Genomic DNA, 17779 nt, shown 5'->3' on the forward strand with positions numbered 1-17779 from the left:
GGCCTCCATACCTCAAAAGCCCCCATGGCCGGGGCCGTCTTTAAGTGGCGACCGATAGCCCATGCCGCCGATAGGCCTCTTTGCGTTCCAATTGAAGTCCGGCCGGACGTCCGCGCCGCGCCGGCCGCACGATTGGCAAATGAAACGTGGCTCGAGGTCGGACAGGCGCAGATCGTCTGGCCAGCAATCGGCGTTCAGGGTCACGCTGTGGCTGCATCGGTAATCAGCGCAATAGACCAGGACGCCGTGCACGCCCATTTCGCGCATCTCAGCCAGGGTGATCTTGACCGGCCGGCCGTCGGCGCGAGTAGGCGTGTGGCGTCTGGCAGGGCGAGGCATGCCGCGATCAAAGCGGCATCGGTAAGCCCTCGCAAATTATCAATCCCTTGGGCTCCGGAACGCGCGTGAGCCACTGCGCATCGTGGGTGTGGACAACACCGACGCTCGACGACTGGCGCCGATCACGAGTCTGATGCCTGTGGCATGGGGCAGCAGCAGCAAGACATCGACGATCTCACGCGCATGGAGTGCATCTGCCTGGATCTGGCAGAGGAGGCGGTCATGCATTGATCGAGATTCGATTTCTCGTGTGGGCGTCAAATCCCCTGAAATATAGGCGAAAACAGCTGAAACCCGTCGATGTTTGGGCGAAGCTCGAGAACCAGCATTTGAGGTTCGCCGTGTTTCATTCGGCCGAGATGCTGACGAGCCTGGAGAAGGAGTACGACGCCCGTTGGAACAGCAGTTGCGGGGGTCCTGAAAAAGTGAGCGAACGGTTCTAATCGATCAGGATTGCCGATAAGGTCTAACCGCGACCGGCGACACCAATTGTAATCTCAGTCAACTCCCCGCCGGCTCACAAGGTGGCCGGTTTCTCTTGCGTGGCAGGCTAGCCATCATCCGCCGACTAGCCGTTAGTTCGCTAGTTGAGCGCGCGCCTGTTTGACATTGCGTGAGACGACGCGATCGTAGGCCGATAAAGCGGCATCGGTCGCCAACTCAACCATTTCTCGATAAGCAGCGTCGTTTGTTTGAGTGAAGCTTTCGCGGATTGCTCTGGCAAGCTGTTCGTCTGATACGGCGCCCCCCGCGGCCTCTCGTCCGGTGAGTCGGCTATACAGATTCAAGCGATACACGTCGGCGGCGATTTGCCAGGCCCAATCCTCCAGTCTCAGTTGTTGAACCACCTGGCCGACCCCTTGCGCTCGCGCAGAAAAAATTGGGGTAGTCGACGCTGGGCATGGAAAAAACTAACTCAGGTTAGAAAAAAATCTGCCCTACAAATTCAGGTGGAAGCGGCGGCTCGAGGTGCTACAGACCCGGGCCCGTCGGTTCACGCTGGCGGCCCACTTTAGAATTCGCTAGTTGGGGGTGTTGCCGCTCTTGGCCTTGGACGACTGTTTCACTACCGGTTTGGCCGGCGTGGCCGGCTTCTTCGCTTCGCCGCCGCGGGCAGTTCCCCACGGATCGACTGCCTTCTGGTCGGGAACATTGCCGAGGGAGCGTTGATAGGCGCGCTCGGCCCGAATGTCGTTCGCCTTCTCGACCTCGGTCTTGGCCTTGGCCTCTTCGCCGTACATTGGAACATGGTCCTGAGCCAATGCGGTCTGTGCGATCAGGGCGAACATGACAGCGGCGGCGATTTTGCGCATCGAGAAACTCCCGGTTCTGCAATCAGCATAACATCGTGCCGATTGCGGCATCAATGTATCGGAATGGCGTCCGGTCACGGCTGATGACGCATCGCCGCCGGTTGAAGCGGTAACGACCATGGCCCGCCGCCTAGGAGAGCAGGAAAAAGGGCTGATACCATCATTGGTCCCGCTTCAGTTTGCGCCGGTAGAGTCAGGGGCGCTAGCCATCGGACGGGGAGGGCGTGCTGCCGCTTGAGCGCGCCGGCCTATTGTCGATCGCGAGCAACTACTGAGCCGCCATCCTCGACGCTCAGATCGGCAATCGATTTGCCAACACAGTGCCCACAGGGGGCTTTTTTGGTCGGCGGTCGATTTGGCGTAGGCTATTGATCTGGCTTGGTGAGCGCGCTGGGGCTCGAACCCAGGACCCCGTGATTAAAAGTCACGTGCTCTACCGGCTGAGCTACGCGCTCCCATGGCCGCTGATGGCTTTCAAGATCGATCGCCATCGTCTTCGGTCATTTCGAGAAGCATGTCTTGCCGCCACGCTCAACTGGCGTCGCGGGGAAAAACCGGCTGTTTCCGGATCATGCTTTCGGCCCGCGCTGTGTAGGGGGATGGGGCGCGGAGGTCAATAGCGCGGGTGGCGGCCAAAACTCTTGGCAGGCGCGGGGATTTGCTCGCGGTTTCCACCGCTTAGGCCGGAATTTTCAACCCGATTGGTGGCCGCTATCCACGCCGAACAGCGCCGGTGGCTTGCCGGCGCGGAGGTTTCACCCGCGCCGGGACCCGTCCGGCCCGTCAGTTCGCCTCGCGCCGGACCTCGTTCGGCACCGGTTGTGGCGTGCCGGCGGGGGTCGGCAGCGCGACGGGGCGCAGGCCGATCAGCTCGGCGGTGCGGATCGCGCTGTCGCGCCAGAACTGGAACGAGTTGATGCGGCTGAGCTCGAGGATGGCGATCGCGACGGCGGCCAGGAACGGCAGGCTCTGCAGCACCAGGACGCCCGCGAAGATGTAGATCTCGGTGATCTGCCGATAGCTGTTGGAGGCGATCAGGACGCCGGCGCCGATCACCAGCAGGGTGCCGATCACGGCCTCCCAGAATGCCTGGAACTCGATCGACATCCGGGACAGGCCGCCCTTGGAGGTGCGCGCGAATGCAATGTGCTCGGTGATGAGGCCCTGCGCGACCGCGCGCGACACCGTCCACTGCACGCTCATCGCCGCGATCATCGCGCCCAGCATCTGGCCGGGCTTGATGGCGACGCGGGCGCGGTACATCGACAGGAAGTGGGCGAGCGAGACGATGAAGGCGCCGATGATCGGCAGCGTCAAGATCTTGTCGGGGATGGCGATGTCGGCGAAGGCGACGATCGGCACCCAGACGAGGTTGAGCAGCGCCACGACCACGCCGAGACTTTCCGCGCCCAGCCAGTTCAGCCAGCCGAGGCCGTATTCGCGCTTCTGGTCGGGCGTCAGCCGGCTGCGGCCGGGCAGGAAGTGCCGCCAGTGCTTCTTCACGATCTGGAGGCCGCCATAGGCCCAGCGGTGCCGCTGCTTCTTGAAGGCTTCGTAGGTGTCGGGGAGCAGGCCCTGGCCGTAGCGGTGATTGGTGTAGTGGGTGGTCCAGCCGAGCTCCTGGATCGCAAGGCCGAGATCCGAGTCCTCGCAGATCGTGTCGGATGACCAGCCGCCGGCCATGTCCATCGCGGCGCGGCGGATCAGGCACATCGTGCCGTGCACGATGATGGCGTTGGTCTCGTTGCGCTGGACCATGCCGATGTCGAAGAAGCCGGCATATTCGCCGTTCATGATGTAGTGCATGATCGACAGGTCGCCGTCGCGATGCTCCTGCGGCGCCTGCACGAGGCCGACACGCGGGTCGGCGAAAGCAGGCACGAGGTCCTTCAGCCAGTCGGGATCGACGACATAGTCGGCATCGAGGATGCCGATGATCTCGGCATCGACGGCGGTGCGGTCCATCGCAATCCGCAGCGCGCCGGCCTTGAAGCCCTGCACCTTCTCGGCGTTGATGAACTTGAAGCGTTCACCGAGCGCGCGGCAATGGTCCTGGATCGGCTGCCAGAACGCGGGATCGGGTGTGTTGTTGATGATGACGACGCATTCGTAGTTCGGATAGTTCAGCCGCGACAGCGCATCGAGCGTCTGCTTCAGCATCTCGACCGGCTCGAAATAGGCGGGGATGTGGATCGAGACCTTCGGGTAGTAATTCTCGGGAACGTTCTCGACCGGCTTGCCCTTGGAGAGCAGCCGCTGCGGCGGCCGGCCCAGAGCCACCGCCGCGATCTCGTCGACGCGCGCCATCGCGATGAGGACAAGGGGAACAAGCAGGATCATGCCGAGCGTGAGCGCGAAGGCCGAGCCGAAGATGAAATAGTGCCCGTTCCAGAATGCGAACACGGTCGCGGCCCAGGCGCCGACGCCGTTGGCGGTCGCCGACAGCAGAAACGCCTGCTTGGCGGTCGGCTGCTCCAGCCGGAGGATCGGCAGCGACAGGAGGATGCCGACCAGCAGCGCTATTCCCATCAGCTTCCAATAGTCAGGGTTTTCCACCGGGCCGGTCCAGGCGAATTTCGGCTCGCGGCTGGCGTTGAGGATGCCCCAGTACGGGCCGACGCCGCCTTCGAAGAATTTCCAGGGCTGATCGATGGCTTCGACGATGTTGTATTCCATGCCGATGGCTTCGGCGCGGCTGACGAAGTTGCGCAAGGTCAGCGCCTGCTGGAACGGACCGGGGTCGGCATTGCGCAAATTGTAGCCCTGGCTCGGCCAGCCGAACTCGGCGATCACGATGCGCTTGCCGGGGAACAGGTTACGCAACAGGTTGTAGCGGTCGACGGCTTGGTCGACCGCCTGGTCCGAGCGGAAGTTTTCCCAGTAGGGCAGCACGTGGGCGGCGATGAAGTCGACGTTGGAGGCAAGGTCGGGATTGTCGCGCCAGATGTTCCAGATCTCGCCGGTCGTGACGGGCACGCGGACCGAGCCCTTGACCTTCTTGATCATGTCGATGAGGTCTTCGACCTTCTGCTCACCGCGGTAGATCACCTCGTTGCCGACCACGACGCCGACGACATTGCTGTTCTTGCGGGCGAGCTCGATGGCGGCCTTGATCTCGCGCTCGTTGCGGTCCTTGTCCTTGTCGATCCAGGCCCCGACGGTGACCTTGAGGCCAAACTCGGCCGCGATCGGCGGCACCAGCTCGACGCCGCCGGTCGACGAATAGAGACGGATCGCGCGCGTCATCGTCGACAACGTCTTCAGGTCGGCGCGGATTTTCTCGACGGTCGGGATGTTGTCGATGTCGGGGTGGGCCGCGCCTTCGAACGGGGCGTAGGAGACGCTGGGCAGCAGGCCTTTGAAGTCGGGCGCGGGTTCCTTGTCGCGCAGGACTCCCCAGATCCCGGCATGGAGCACGGACACGAGCAACAGAACGGCGGCGACAACGCGCATCGCGGCTAAACCAAAAGGGGCTGAGGTGGCAGGGAAGCGGATCCGACCCCGAGATCCGACCGAGTCCGCGGCAAATGGAGCATACCTCCGCCGCGCGGTTTCACAACTGTCATGGCCTCATGACCGTATGAGGGCATGACAGTTTCGAAATGTGCGGCAGTGCCAACCGCTTCTATTGCCGATCGTTCCTGAACGGTGGCTGAAACGATCGCGGCTATTTCGGGGGCGCCGGTGTCGGGCTTGCCGCAGGCGAGGGGCTCGCGGCCGGCTGCGGCTGCGCGTTGGCGGCGGCCGGCGCCGCCGGCTGGGAGGCGCTGGCTGCCGCCTGCTGCGGCTGGGATGCCGGGTTGATCCAGCAGGCGTGCACACGGCTGTCCAGGGTCTCTGCGACCTTGGGATCGATCTGGCCGCCAAAGCGGGTCAGGCAGCGGAAAGCGGCCTGGATGTGGCCGCCGGGGCAGCCGAAGCGGTCGTAGAGGTCGAGATGGCGGAATGCGGTATCGAGGTCGTCGCGCCACATCAGCCGCACCACGCGCCGGCCGAGCCAGACGCATTCGGGGTTGCCGGCCGGGCCGTTGATGACCTGGGCGGCTTCGGCGAACTCGTCGGTGCGGCGCTGGTTCTGGGCGGCGTCCTTGGCGGCGGCATCGGCGGGCTGGGCGGCTGCCTTGCCCTGGTCCGGGGCGGGCGTGCCGCTCTGGGCGGAGGCGCCACCGAGACCGACCATGACGACCAGGGAGGAGACGGCCAAGGTGGCGGCGAACTGCCGCAGGACCGCATTTCGTAACTCGAACACCCGTTGCCGCATAAATTCCCCAATATATCAGCTGACGCCCGCGTCAGGACCTCGCGGACCCGCCGGTGATGGCGTCCAAATGGGTCTCCAATGCGGCGGCAAAGTCCTCCCGAGTCCATGACCTGAATTTCAAATTTTGTCCAGCAAAGTCACGATCCTAGGCCTCTGTCGAACGGCCGCAGGTAAATTCCGCGGGATAGGGAGGTATCGATCCCGGACACACCCCTTGGCAGATGGCGCGTGAGCAGGTAATCGACGGCACCTCGCGGAGGACGGAACCGATTTCTCTTCGTACGCCACTGGCGCTTCTGCTCGTTTCACTGGGTGCGATTGCTGCCGTGTGGTGGTGGCTGGCCACGCCGATCACGCTCGCGCGCGCGCCTATCGATCCCAGCGACAAAGTTCAATGCGTCTCCTATGCGCCGTTCCGCGGCGAGCAGTCGCCGCTGAACGCATGGACCCATATCGAGGCCGACCAGATCGAGCAGGACCTGCGCCAGCTCAAGGAGATCACCGACTGCGTCCGCACCTATTCGATGGAGAACGGGCTCGACCAGGTGCCGGCGATCGCCGCCAAGGTCGGCGGGCTGAAGGTGCTCCAGGGCATCTGGCTCTCCAGCAACCGCACCAAGAATTTTGAGCAGGCCGCGCTCGCCGTCCGCCTCTCCAAGGATTTTCCCGGCATCATCACCAGCATCATCGTCGGCAACGAGGTGCTGCTGCGCGGCGAGATGACGACCGCGGACCTCGTGTCCATCATCCGCTCGGTGAAGGCGCAGGTCAGCGTCCCCGTCACCTATGCCGACGTCTGGGAGTTCTGGCTCAGGAATCGCGAGGTCTATGACGCCGTCGACTTCGTCACGATCCACATCCTGCCTTATTGGGAGGATGTTCCGGTGAAGGCGAAGTTCGCGGCGAGCCATGTCGAGGCGATCCGCGAGCGCATGGCGGTGGCCTTCCCCGGCAAGGAGATCCTGATCGGCGAAACCGGCTGGCCCAGCGAAGGGCGCATGCGCGAGGGCGCGCTGCCGTCGCGCACCAACCAGGCGCGCGTCGTCTCGGAAATCCTGAGCCTCGCGAAAGCGAACAAGTTTCGCGTCAATCTGATCGAGTCCTATGACCAGCCCTGGAAGCGCAAGCTGGAAGGCACCGTCGGCGGCTATTGGGGCCTGTATGACTCGGTGCGCCGGAACCTGAAATATCCGCCGGGCCAGCCGATCAGCAATTTCCCGTACTGGAAATGGTACATGGGCACGGGCATGGGCCTTTGCGTGCTGGTGTTCGCGGTCGCCGGCCTGACGCTGCGCAGGCGGCCATGGACGCCGCGCTTCTCGGCCTGGCTCGGCGTCGCGATCTCGGCGACGTCAGCCGGCGTCCTGCTCGGGATCGGCGTCGACAAGATGTATTATGAGAGCTACGGCATCGGCGGCTGGCTGCACTGGGGTGCGCTGCTGCTCGCCGGCATCCTGTCGCCGATCTTCTGCGCGCAGGCGATGGTGATCGGCCGCAGCCTTCCGACCTTTCTCGATCTCTTGGGTCCGCGCGAGGGCCGGAAATGGTCGAAGCTCACCGCCGTGCTCGGCCTGACGCTGGCGGTGACCGCGGTGATCGCGGCGCAGACCGCGCTCGCCTTCGTGTTCGACTCGCGCTACCACGATTTCCCCTACGCCTCGCTGACCATGGCGGTGGTGCCGTTCGCGGTGCTGACGCTGAACCGGCCGCAGATCGGCCAGCGTCCGATTGCGGAATCGGTATTTGCGGGCCTGCTCACGCTGGCGGCCGCCTATGTGCTGTTCAACGAGGGCCGCGAGAACTGGCAGTCGCTGTGGACCTGCGCGATCTATCTGCTGTTCGCGTTCACGCTGTGGCGGGCGCGGGCCGAGCAAATCCAAGGATGAACAGGCCGATCGCAAGGCCCGACAGCACGACATTGTAGAGCACGATGCCGAGGCCGGCGGCGACGATGCCGACGGTCAGCAGCACGATCGACGGCCGCATCAGGTTCAGCGTCGCAACCACCAGCGCGACGATGCCGAACACCGAATTCTTGAACAGCACCGTCGCGACCGAGCGCGCCTTGCAGATCAGCGTCTGCAGGCCGGCATCACAGGCGAGGCCGACGGTCGAGTTCTCGATGCCGAGATAACGCAGATAGATCGCATAGCCGACGGACATGAAGCCGACGACGATCAGGAACTGCACCTGGTAGGGCGTGAGGCGGAAGGGCTTTTTTGTCATGGGCGCAATATGGTCGGGATGAAGGGAGGGGGCAACAGGGGAGGCGGATATTTCTGATCGCTTGCGCCGTTCGACGATTCATTGCGCGACGGCCATCAACGCCCCACGCTGATTAGAGGGCGCAGTGAGCCCAGGGGGCGCGCAACAAGGATCGGCGGGGAATGATCTAACTCGTACTCGTTCCTACCGCCTGAAGAACGACGACAGCGTCGATCCCGCAGAGGCCGTCTCCGGTTTCGCCTGTGCGGCCGGCGGCGGAGCCGCGGGGGCAGGCGCGGGCTCTTCGCGCTTCGACGAGCGTTTTGAGGAGTAGCTGCGGCGGTGCTTCTCCGGCTTGGCGGCCGGCGCGGGCGCAGGCGTCGTCTCGGCTTGCGGCGCCGCGTCCTGGTTCTTTTCGGAGTTCTTCTCCTGAACTCGGTCCTGAGTCTTCTCTTGCCCCTTCTCTTGCCCCTTCTCCTGGCCGCCGCGCATCGACAGCCGCTGGCCGTCGAACACGGTGGTCTCGCAATGGCGGTCGTTTTCGCCAAGGCCGGCGCAGAGCTTTGCGGCGGCTGCGGCATTGATCAGGGGGCCGGCGCCCAGGCGGAGCTGCATGCCGAGGCCGGTATTGCCTTCCTTGATCATGATGATCGGCCGCAATGCCGCGATCTCCGGATTGGACTTGCTCAGGCTGCGCCAGAGCGCGCGCAGGCCATCGATCGAGTTGGCGCCGCCGAGGTCGATGGCGAAGCGCGTCTGCTGGACTGCGATTGCAGGGGCCTCGCTCTCGGCCGCCTCCGGCGGCTTGGCTGGCGCCGCGGCGACCTCGGTCGGGGCGGGTGCCTGTTCGGGCTTCTTCTCGGCGGCCTTCTCGGTTGCCTCGGGCTGCATCAGTTTCGATGCGGCGGGATCGGGTGGCGCCATGATCGACTTGGAGGGCACCAGCGGAGGCGTCGGCAGTGCCGACGTTGTCAGCGGCGAATGCGACACCAGCGAGGCCGCGGCAGCGGTCTGCGGCGGCGGGATCAACTGGTCCTTTGCAGCCTCCTTCAGGGCGTCTTTTGCAGGCTCATTCGCCTGTTCCTTCGCGGCAGCCACGCGCGGCTTGTCACTTGAGGAAGCCGGCGTCGAGGCGACCGGCGCGACGCTCGGGGCGGCGGGCTGGGCGTCAGGTGCCGGCACGTCCTGCGGCTTCGCGCTCTGCCTGGCGATGGCGCCGGTGACGGAATCCATCCCTTGCTCGAGCACGGTGACGCGCGAATAGAGCCGGTCACGATCGGTGTTCAGCGTCTCGATGGCGGAGGCGAGGCGGCGGGCCTCGTTCTGGCTCTCCTTCGTCAGCATCTGGAGCCGGTCGGCCTGGCGCGACAGATCGGCCGACGCAACCTGGTCACGGCGCCAGCCGAGCTGGGCCTGATTGGCCATCACGGCCAGCACGACGGCGCCGACGGCGGTCACCCCCCACGAGCCCAGCCGCCACATCATGCGGCGGTCGACCGCGCTTTCCTCGGCCAAAAGTCCGGAGAACAGCCCGCCGGTCTCCTTGGTCCCGAAGGCATCCGCCAGTGGGTCGGAATCCTTTGCCATGAACGTTAAGTGCCCAGCCCCGAACAGCTTCCCCGAATCAACCGGGAAACATTAACAGGAAATCCCAGTCGCACTTGAATTCCGGGCGTTCGCGGGGGTAGCAAGGCGTCAGCTCATGACGGCATCGGCCTGCCGCCGCCCGTTGATTCGGCCGTATTTGACAGGATTTCGATGACCGCTCGTTCCAGCCTCACGATCGTGCTCGCCGCCGGCGAAGGCACGCGCATGCGATCGAACCTGCCGAAAGTGCTGCATCCGGTCGCGCACCAGAGCCTGCTCGCGCACGTGCTCGCCGCCACACCGAACGGAACCGGCACCTCGCTCGCCGTCGTGATTGGCCCCGACCACCAGGCGGTCGCGGACGAGGCGAAGCGCATCCGTCCCGATGCGCTCACCTTCGTGCAGGCGGAACGGCTCGGCACCGCGCATGCGGTGCTGGCGGCGCGCGAGGCGATTGCGCGGGGCGCGGACGATCTGCTGATTGCCTTCGGCGACACGCCGCTGATCTCGGCCGAGACCTTTGCGCGGCTGCGCGCGCCGCTCGCGAAGGGCGCGGCGATCGCCGCGCTCGGCTTTCGCGCCGCCGATCCCACCGGCTATGGCCGCTTCATCGTCGAGGGCGGCCGTCTGGTCGCGATCCGCGAGCAGGCCGATGCCAGCGCGGAAGAGCGCGAGATCGATCTGTGCAATGCCGGCCTGATGGCGATCGACGGGCGCCGTGCACTCGCGATCCTCGACAAAGTCGGCAATGCGAATTCCAAGGGCGAATATTATCTGACCGACGCGGTCGGCGTCGTTCGTGAACAGGGATGGGAGGCCGTCGTGATCGAGACCAGCGAGGACGAGGTGCGCGGCATCAACACCAAGGCGCAGCTCGCGGAGGCCGAAAGCGTGATGCAGGCGCGCTTGCGGAAAGCGGCGATGGAAGCCGGCGTCACCCTGATCGCGCCCGAGACCGTTTATCTGTCCGCCGACACGGTGTTCGGCAATGACGTCACCATCGAGCCGTTTGTGGTGATCGGTCCGGGCGTGTCGATCGCCGACGGCACGGTGATCCATTCCTTCTCGCATATCGTGCAGACCACGCTCGGCAAGAACGTCTCGATAGGCCCCTATGCGCGGTTGCGACCCGGCACCTCGCTCGGCGACGGCGCGCGCATCGGCAATTTCGTGGAAACCAAGGCCGCGACGCTGGAGGCCGGCGTCAAGGTCAACCATCTCTCGTACATTGGCGATACCACTATCGGCGCCAATTCCAACATCGGCGCCGGCACGATCACCTGCAACTACGACGGCTTCAAGAAGCACAAGACGATCATCGGGCAGGGTGCCTTCGTGGGCACCAACTCCTCTCTCGTCGCGCCCGTGAAGATCGGGAACGGCGCCTATATCGGCTCGGGCTCAGTGATCACGCGCGATGTGCCCGACGACGCCATGGCGCTGGAGCGCAACCAGCAGACCATCCGGGAAGGTGGCGCGGCGCGCTATCGCGAGATGAAGACGGGCGGCAAGAAGCCGGAGAAATGAGCGGCCGCGCGCCGATCCCCGATCGGTGTTGTTTAGGCTGCGCGCTCATGGACGACGACTTCGTCGACGATACGATCATATTCCTCGTCAAGCGGGTCATCATGCCGCCGGGACGATGGGTGTTGGAACAGTTCGGTGAGCGCCGCCCAAGCGAGATGGCTTCGCTGTTCACGGGACTGGGGTTCTGGGCGTTCGTCGTTTTCCTCGTGTTCGCCCTGGTTCTGGGGTGGTGAGGCTTCGCTATTCGTCGTCGGAGAATTCCGAGAAGATAGCGCGCGTCAGGCGCCAGCCGCGCGGCTTCGCGCGTTTCGCAGGTTCTCCGGCGGTGTGCTTGACGAAAACCGGCTTGTTTTCCTTGCCGCGCTGGGGCGGCGGCCAATGTGCAAGGTGCGTGCCCGTGGTCTCGCTGGGGTGCACAGATATCGATGACAGACCTTTGCGGCCGGACGAGCTCTTCATGGCCTTACTCTCCTGGCCGGGAATCGTTGGTCAAACTTATTGACAACAAGTTAATTCGCGCGGTTTAAGGCCGGCCAATTCGACGCAGTCGAAATCGGAAGCGAACCGGCGCTGTCTCAATCAGCAATAATTATTGAGTATCTGGTTCCTTAGGAACTTCGCTAAGAACCGAGCGCGTCGTTTAGGCGATTTTTCGACGGTTTGGGGGATATTGGTCCGCATGTGCGGGATTGTCGGCATTCTCGGGCGCGAGCCGGTTGCAGAGCAATTGGTGGATTCGCTCAAACGTCTTGAATATCGCGGCTACGACTCCGCGGGCGTCGCCACGCTCGAAGGCAAGCATCTCGAGCGCCGCCGCGCCGAGGGCAAGCTGAAGAACCTGGAGAAGCGTCTCGAGGCCGAGCCGCTCAAAGGCACGACCGGCATCGGCCACACCCGCTGGGCCACCCACGGCAAGCCGACCGTCAACAATGCCCATCCGCACGCGACCGAACGCGTTGCCGTGGTCCACAACGGCATCATCGAGAATTTCCGCGAGCTGCGCGAGGAGCTCGAGAAGAAGGGCACGGTGTTCCACACCGAAACCGACACCGAGATCGTGCTGCATCTCGTGGACGATCTGCTCACGCGCGGCAACAAGCCCGTGGAAGCGGTGAAGCTGACGCTGGCGCGGCTGCGCGGCGCCTTCGCGCTCGGCTTCATCTTCGCCGGTGACCACGACCTCATGATCGGCGCCCGCAACGGCCCGCCGCTCGCGATCGGATATGGCGATGGCGAGATGTATCTCGGCTCCGACGCCATCGCGCTCGGCCCGTTCACCGACACGATCAGCTATCTCGAAGACGGCGACTGGGTCGTGCTGACCCGCAAGAGCGCGACGATCTTCGACAAGGACGGCCACGCCGTCCAGCGCGACAAGATCAAGCACGCCGCTTCGACCTCGCTGGTCGACAAGGCCAATTACCGCCACTTCATGGCGAAGGAAATCCACGAGCAGCCGGAAGTGGTCGGTCACACCCTGGCGCGCTATGTCGACATGGCGACCGAGCGCGTTTCGCTGCCGGTCAAGCTGCCGTTCGACTTCAAGAGCATCCAGCGCATCAACATCACCGCCTGCGGCACCGCGAGCTATGCCGGCTTCGTCGCAAAATACTGGTTCGAGCGTTTTGCGCGCGTGCCTGTCGAGGTCGACGTTGCCTCGGAATTCCGCTACCGCGAGGCGCCGCTGCGCAAGGGCGATCTTGCCATCTTCATCTCGCAGTCGGGCGAGACCGCCGACACGCTGGCCGCGCTGCGTTATGCCAAGGCTGAGGGCGTGCACACGGTGGCTGTCGTCAACGTGCCGACCTCGACGATCGCGCGCGAGAGCGAGACCGTGCTGCAAACACTCGCCGGCCCCGAGATCGGCGTCGCCTCGACCAAGGCCTTCACCTGCCAGCTGATGGTGCTGGCGAACCTCGCGATTGCGGCCGGCAAGGCCCGCGGCGAACTGTCCGACGAGGACGAGACCAAGCTCGTCCATGGCCTCGTCGAGATCCCGCGCCTGATGTCCGATGCGCTCACCACCGAGCTCCAGATCGAGAAGCTCGCGCGCGAGATCGCCAAATCGCGCGACGTGCTCTATCTCGGCCGCGGCACCAGCTTCCCGCTCGCGCTCGAAGGCGCGCTGAAGCTGAAGGAGATCTCCTATATCCATGCCGAGGGCTATGCCGCCGGCGAGCTGAAGCACGGGCCGATCGCGCTGATCGACGAGACCATGCCGGTCGTCGTCATTGCGCCCTACGACCGTGTGTTCGAAAAGACCGTCTCCAACATGCAGGAGGTCGCTGCCCGCGGCGGCAACATCATCCTGATGACGGACGCCAAGGGCGCGGAGGAGGCGACCGTCGAATCCCTCGTCACCATCGTCATGCCCGACATGGCGGCGGCGTTCACGCCGATGGTCTATGCCGTCCCGGTGCAGCTGCTCGCCTACCACACGGCTGTCGTCATGGGCACCGACGTCGACCAGCCGCGCAATCTCGCGAAATCGGTGACCGTGGAATAGGCAGAAGGGATATCGGTCGGTCGCTTCGTGGTCTTCCAAAACCTGCTAGAAGACCCTAGCTTGTGTGCTGCGACCGACCTGGAACCCGAATGACCCCCCGCGACGACGCGCCTGCGCCCATTGATCCCCTTCCGGAACCGCATACCGGCCTGATCGGCCGCTTCCGCAATTATTTCCTCACCGGCCTCGTCGTGACGGGGCCAATTGCCATCACGCTGTATCTGGTCTGGTGGTTCGTCACCTGGGTCGACGGCGTGGTGCGGCCGTTCGTGCCGCTGGCCTATCGGCCGGAAACCTACCTGCCTTACGTCATCCCCGGATGGGGACTGATTGTCGCATTTTTCACGCTGACCTTGGTCGGCTTCCTCGCGGCCAATCTGATCGGCCGGACGCTGGTCGATGTCGGCGAGACCTTCCTCGGCCGCATTCCGGCGGTGCGCGCCATCTACCGCGGCCTGAAGCAGGTGTTCGAGACGCTGTTCTCGGGCAAGGGCTCGAGCTTCCGGAAAGTCGGCCTGGTCGAGTTTCCGTCGCCGGGCATGTGGTCGATCGTGCTGATCTCGCAGTCGCCGAATGAAGAGGTCGCGCGCAGCCTGCCGGGGCAGGAGGAGCACGTCTCGGTGTTCCTGCCGTGCTCGCCGAACCCGACCACGGGCTTCTTCTTCTACGTGCCCAAGAGCAAGATCGTCGAAGTCGACATGAGCACCGAGGACGCCGCAACGCTGATCATGTCGGCCGGCGTGGTGCAGCCGGGCTCGGCGCCCGACCCGAAGAAGGCTGCGGCGCTCGCGGGCATGGCGAACGCCGCGCGCATTGCCAACGCGTCGGCGCTGCCGCCGCAGCCGCAGCCTGCGAAGGTAGAGTAGGGCCATTCCTCCGCGGGATGGCCGTCGGTCACGCGCGCGTTCGCATCCTCTGCTATTCTCCGGCTGATCTGAGCGTCTCGCTCGGAAATTCGACCTGGAGTGCATGATGACCAAGACCATTGCGATCCTCGCGCCCGGCGCCATGGGCAGCGCGGTGGCCCGCCGCCTCGGCGAGAACGGCGCACGCGTGCTGACGTCGTTGAAGGGGCGCAGCGAGGCGACGCGCAAACGCGCGACGGATGCCGGCATGATCGGCGCCGAGGACGACGCGATCGCCGCGGCCGACATCATCCTTTCGATCGTGCCGCCGGGCGAAGCGGTCGCGCTGGCTGAGCGGCTGGCGGCGCTGATCGTCAGGCGCGAGAAGAAGCCCGTCGTTGTCGACTGCAACGCGGTCAATGTCGATACCGTGCAAAGAATCGAGGAGATCATCGGCTCGGCGCAGGCGCCCTTCGTCGATGGCGGCATCATCGGTTTCCCGCCGCAGCCCGGCAGCAAGAGCCCGGCCTTCTACATCTCCGGCGAGCACGCCAAGGACCTCGCGGTGCTGAAGGATCTCGGACTCGACCTGCGGATTGTCGAGGGACCCGTCGGCGCAGCCTCCGCGCTGAAGATGTCCTATGCCGGCATCGTCAAGGGCCTGGCCGGCATCGGCTCGGCCATGGTGGTCGCGGCAACGAAAGCGGGGGCGGCCGATGCGCTGCGTGACGAACTCGCGCTGAGCCAGCCCGCGGTCCTGGCCCGGCTCGAAGTCGCGCTCCCGGACATGATCCCGAAGGCCTATCGCTGGGTCGCGGAGATGCGGGAGATCTCAGGCTTCCTCGGGCCCGATCATCCGGCGAGCCAGATCTACGAAGGCTTTGCGCGCTGGTTCGAGCACCTCGCCGCGGATGCGAATGGCGAAGCGGCGGATGCGGCACTGCTGAAGGCGTTCGCTGCGCGTGTCGCGCACAAGAAGGCCTGACCGTCCAGCCTGAGTCACGGCAATGGATCACTCGCCGTGCACTGAAACCGACTCCAGAAAACCCTGGATGTCCCGGTCGCGTCTCAGCCGCACGACCGGGACGTCAGGGCCATATTGAAGGCGTTCGGCCTCGATGACGGGCACGCGCTCGGTGTCGTAGCGCCACGCCTCCTTCATCAGTTTCCAGTCGAACTGTTCCGGACATCCCTTGGGCAGATCGGGGCGCGTCGTGTCGCGATCGAACGCGGAGCGCCAGAGAATGCGCCACTGGCAGACCCAGCGCGGTCGGTCGATGACGACCAGGGTGTCGGCACGCGCAAGCGTGAGGTCGAAGGCCAGCCCCGAGAAGCTGCCGTCGATGACCCATTCCTCGCCGGCGATCGCGTCCGCGACGCGTGTCCGAAAGCTCGGCTTATCGGAAGGCTTCCAGCCGGGCCGCCAATAGAGCACGTCGAGATGCACCACCGGCAGCCCAAGCTTCCGCCCGAGATTTCGGGAGAGGTTTGTCTTTCCGCTTCCTTGAGAACCTACGACGATGATCCGGCGCATGGGCGCAAGGTTCCACAAAGTCGGTCGCGGGGAAAGAGCGTGCCTTCCGGGCGCGCTTTATTACCCGGCATGTAATTGAGCCAATTCGCAGCCCGTCTACTTTGCCGATTGTCCACCCGCGCGAAGCCTTCTGGCCCCCTGTGGAGTGCGCGTGTCACAGCATGAGGAGAGAGAGATGCAAGTCGTGTTTACGAAGAAGGCGCCGCCACAATGGCTGCTCGATATGTGGAAGGAGATCGACGACAAGACCTTCGGGCGAGGTTTCGACTGTTTTGCGGGGGATGCCGTCTGCAATCTCGGCGTCGCCGACTGGAAGGGGCGCGAGGAGATCCGCGCCAATCTGAAGGCCTTCATCGACACCGGATTCACCGCGCTGCATCACGTCACCGAATATTGGGATGCCGGCTCCCTGAAGGTGTTTCGCGGTGTCGTCGACATGACACCCGATGATCCCTCGATGACGACGGTGCATCCGACGATGACGCACTTTTTCTACATGGACGAGACCGACGACACCAAGGTGCGGCACTGGGTCGGCGCCGTGGGGCCGGTCACCTTCGGTTGATCGCTCGGAATCAGCCTGCCATTGGCGGCGGCGCCTCGGGTAAACCGGCGCTGCCGCCGATGTGCGTTGACGATATCGACCGGAGGGATCGATCGAATGAAAGCTGTTGCCAGCGACATCAAGACAGCCGTCAGATCCGCGGGTGCTCTGCTGCGTCAATGGCGGGATATTCGCGGCAAGACGCAGCTCGATCTGTCCTTCGACGCGGGCGTCTCGCAGAAGCACATCAGCTTCGTTGAGAGCGGCCGCAGCATTCCGAGCCGGCAAATGCTGCTCGATCTCGCGCAGGCCCTCGACGTTCCCTTGCGCGAGAGAAACGAGCTGCTGCTCGCCGCCGGCTACGCGCCGTCATATGCCGATTCGGCGCTCGACACGCCGGCCATGACGAGCATCAACCGTGCGCTTGGCCGGATGCTGCGCCAGCACGAGCCGTTTCCGGCCATCGTGATGGACCGGTACTGGAACGTGCTGATGACCAACGAGGCCGCGCCGCGTCTGTTCAATTGCTTCATCGACATGTCCTCGCGACCGACTCCCCGGAATTTGCTGCACCTGATGTTCGATCCGGCCGGCATGCGTCCCTACATCGCGAACTGGCCGCAGACCGCCCGCGGATTGCTTGCACGGGTGTATCGCGAGGCGGTCGGGCACATCGTGGATATCAGGACGAAGGCGCTGCTGGAGGAGCTGTCGCAATACCCGGGCGTGAAGCCTGAATGGCGCGCGCCGTCGGCCTCCGATGCGATGCCGATGATCCCGGTCACCTTCGTCAAGGACGGCGCGACGCTGGACTATTTTTCCCTGATCACGACCGTGGGAACGCCGCAGACGGTGACGGCAGAAGAGCTGCGGCTCGAGTGCATGTTCCCCGCCAACGATGCGACCGAAGCCGAGCACGCCAGGTTTTTGCGCGCGCATGCGGGGTGAGGGGAGTTGCCGCAACCCCGTCTGATCGACGCGTACCAAGCTCCACCCACATCGTCATTGCGAGCGCAGCGAAGCAATCCGGCGTCTTTCCGCTGAGGGATTCTGGATTGCTTCGCTGCGCTCGCAATGACGAGGAGGAGACGGCGCGAGCGCCATCTGTTACTGTTTCT

16 protein-coding genes and 1 tRNA gene are annotated in these 17779 nt (G+C 64.5%); 8 read left to right on the forward strand and 9 right to left on the reverse strand.

What is annotated here, in order from left to right:
- Nucleotides 1–914: 914 nt before the first annotated feature.
- From JQ627_RS08120 to JQ627_RS08140, 5 genes are all read right to left on the reverse strand, one after another.
- Nucleotides 915–1187 carry a hypothetical protein gene (locus tag JQ627_RS08120; protein ID WP_212483676.1) on the reverse strand — a complete coding sequence of 91 codons (273 nt, stop codon included), beginning with the start codon at nt 1185–1187 and terminating at the stop codon, nt 915–917.
- A 174-nt stretch (nt 1188–1361) separates the two neighbouring features.
- Nucleotides 1362–1652 carry a hypothetical protein gene (locus tag JQ627_RS08125; RefSeq protein WP_212483677.1) on the reverse strand — a complete coding sequence of 97 codons (291 nt, stop codon included), beginning with the start codon at nt 1650–1652 and terminating at the stop codon, nt 1362–1364.
- A gap of 379 nt (nt 1653–2031) precedes the next feature.
- Nucleotides 2032–2107, reverse strand: a tRNA-Lys gene (locus JQ627_RS08130).
- Nucleotides 2108–2435: 328 nt separating this feature from the next.
- Nucleotides 2436–5105, reverse strand: coding sequence for a glycosyltransferase (locus JQ627_RS08135; RefSeq protein WP_212483678.1), 2670 nt, complete (start codon nt 5103–5105; stop codon nt 2436–2438).
- Between the two features lie 214 nt (nt 5106–5319).
- Entirely contained in the window at nt 5320–5913 is a 594-nt protein-coding gene (locus JQ627_RS08140) for a beta-1-3, beta-1-6-glucan biosynthesis protein (protein ID WP_212483679.1), read from the reverse strand.
- 221 nt (nt 5914–6134) lie between these two features.
- On the opposite strand from JQ627_RS08140, the gene JQ627_RS08145 reads away from it, so the two are divergent.
- On the forward strand, nt 6135–7799 hold the full coding sequence (locus tag JQ627_RS08145) for a beta-(1-6) glucans synthase (protein ID WP_212483680.1): 1665 nt from the start codon (nt 6135–6137) through the stop codon (nt 7797–7799).
- Here JQ627_RS08145 and JQ627_RS08150 read toward each other — a convergent pair.
- Nucleotides 7759–8139: a hypothetical protein gene (locus JQ627_RS08150; RefSeq protein ID WP_212483681.1), complete on the reverse strand. Its 381-nt coding sequence runs from the start codon at nt 8137–8139 to the stop codon at nt 7759–7761. The genes JQ627_RS08145 and JQ627_RS08150 overlap by 41 nt on opposite strands.
- A 183-nt stretch (nt 8140–8322) precedes the next feature.
- On the reverse strand, nt 8323–9705 hold the full coding sequence (locus JQ627_RS08155) for a hypothetical protein (RefSeq protein WP_212483682.1): 1383 nt from the start codon (nt 9703–9705) through the stop codon (nt 8323–8325).
- 171 nt (nt 9706–9876) lie between these two features.
- Between JQ627_RS08155 and glmU the strand changes: the two genes are divergently transcribed.
- Both glmU and JQ627_RS08165 read left to right on the forward strand, forming a co-directional pair.
- Nucleotides 9877–11232 (forward strand): bifunctional UDP-N-acetylglucosamine diphosphorylase/glucosamine-1-phosphate N-acetyltransferase GlmU, encoded by a 1356-nt coding sequence (glmU, locus tag JQ627_RS08160; protein ID WP_212483683.1) that lies wholly within the window; start codon nt 9877–9879, stop codon nt 11230–11232.
- A gap of 47 nt (nt 11233–11279) precedes the next feature.
- Nucleotides 11280–11465 (forward strand): hypothetical protein, encoded by a 186-nt coding sequence (locus JQ627_RS08165; protein WP_212483684.1) that lies wholly within the window; start codon nt 11280–11282, stop codon nt 11463–11465.
- A gap of 7 nt (nt 11466–11472) precedes the next feature.
- Here the strand turns inward: JQ627_RS08165 and JQ627_RS08170 are convergent, their stop codons facing one another.
- Nucleotides 11473–11691 (reverse strand): hypothetical protein, encoded by a 219-nt coding sequence (locus JQ627_RS08170; protein ID WP_212483685.1) that lies wholly within the window; start codon nt 11689–11691, stop codon nt 11473–11475.
- 220 nt (nt 11692–11911) lie between these two features.
- On the opposite strand from JQ627_RS08170, the gene glmS reads away from it, so the two are divergent.
- From glmS to JQ627_RS08185, 3 genes are all read left to right on the forward strand, one after another.
- Nucleotides 11912–13738 (forward strand): glutamine--fructose-6-phosphate transaminase (isomerizing), encoded by a 1827-nt coding sequence (gene glmS / locus JQ627_RS08175; protein WP_212483686.1) that lies wholly within the window; start codon nt 11912–11914, stop codon nt 13736–13738.
- A gap of 89 nt (nt 13739–13827) precedes the next feature.
- Nucleotides 13828–14604, forward strand: coding sequence for a DUF502 domain-containing protein (locus JQ627_RS08180; protein WP_212483687.1), 777 nt, complete (start codon nt 13828–13830; stop codon nt 14602–14604).
- Nucleotides 14605–14710: 106 nt separating this feature from the next.
- Nucleotides 14711–15568, forward strand: coding sequence for an NAD(P)-dependent oxidoreductase (locus JQ627_RS08185; protein WP_212483688.1), 858 nt, complete (start codon nt 14711–14713; stop codon nt 15566–15568).
- Between the two features lie 27 nt (nt 15569–15595).
- Here the strand turns inward: JQ627_RS08185 and JQ627_RS08190 are convergent, their stop codons facing one another.
- Nucleotides 15596–16117, reverse strand: a complete 522-nt coding sequence (locus tag JQ627_RS08190) for an AAA family ATPase (RefSeq protein WP_212483689.1) — start codon at nt 16115–16117, stop codon at nt 15596–15598.
- Nucleotides 16118–16292: 175 nt separating this feature from the next.
- On the opposite strand from JQ627_RS08190, the gene JQ627_RS08195 reads away from it, so the two are divergent.
- The gene (locus tag JQ627_RS08195) at nt 16293–16682 is read left to right on the forward strand and encodes a nuclear transport factor 2 family protein (RefSeq protein WP_212483690.1); all 390 of its coding nucleotides are present in this window, start codon (nt 16293–16295) and stop codon (nt 16680–16682) included.
- Nucleotides 16683–16778: 96 nt separating this feature from the next.
- Nucleotides 16779–17609: a helix-turn-helix domain-containing protein gene (locus JQ627_RS08200; RefSeq protein ID WP_212483691.1), complete on the forward strand. Its 831-nt coding sequence runs from the start codon at nt 16779–16781 to the stop codon at nt 17607–17609.
- The last annotated feature ends 170 nt before the right edge of the window (nt 17610–17779 follow it).

It is taken from the genome of Bradyrhizobium liaoningense (genome assembly GCF_018130785.1).
In the GTDB taxonomy this organism is placed as follows: Bacteria; Pseudomonadota; Alphaproteobacteria; order Rhizobiales; family Xanthobacteraceae; genus Bradyrhizobium; species Bradyrhizobium liaoningense_A.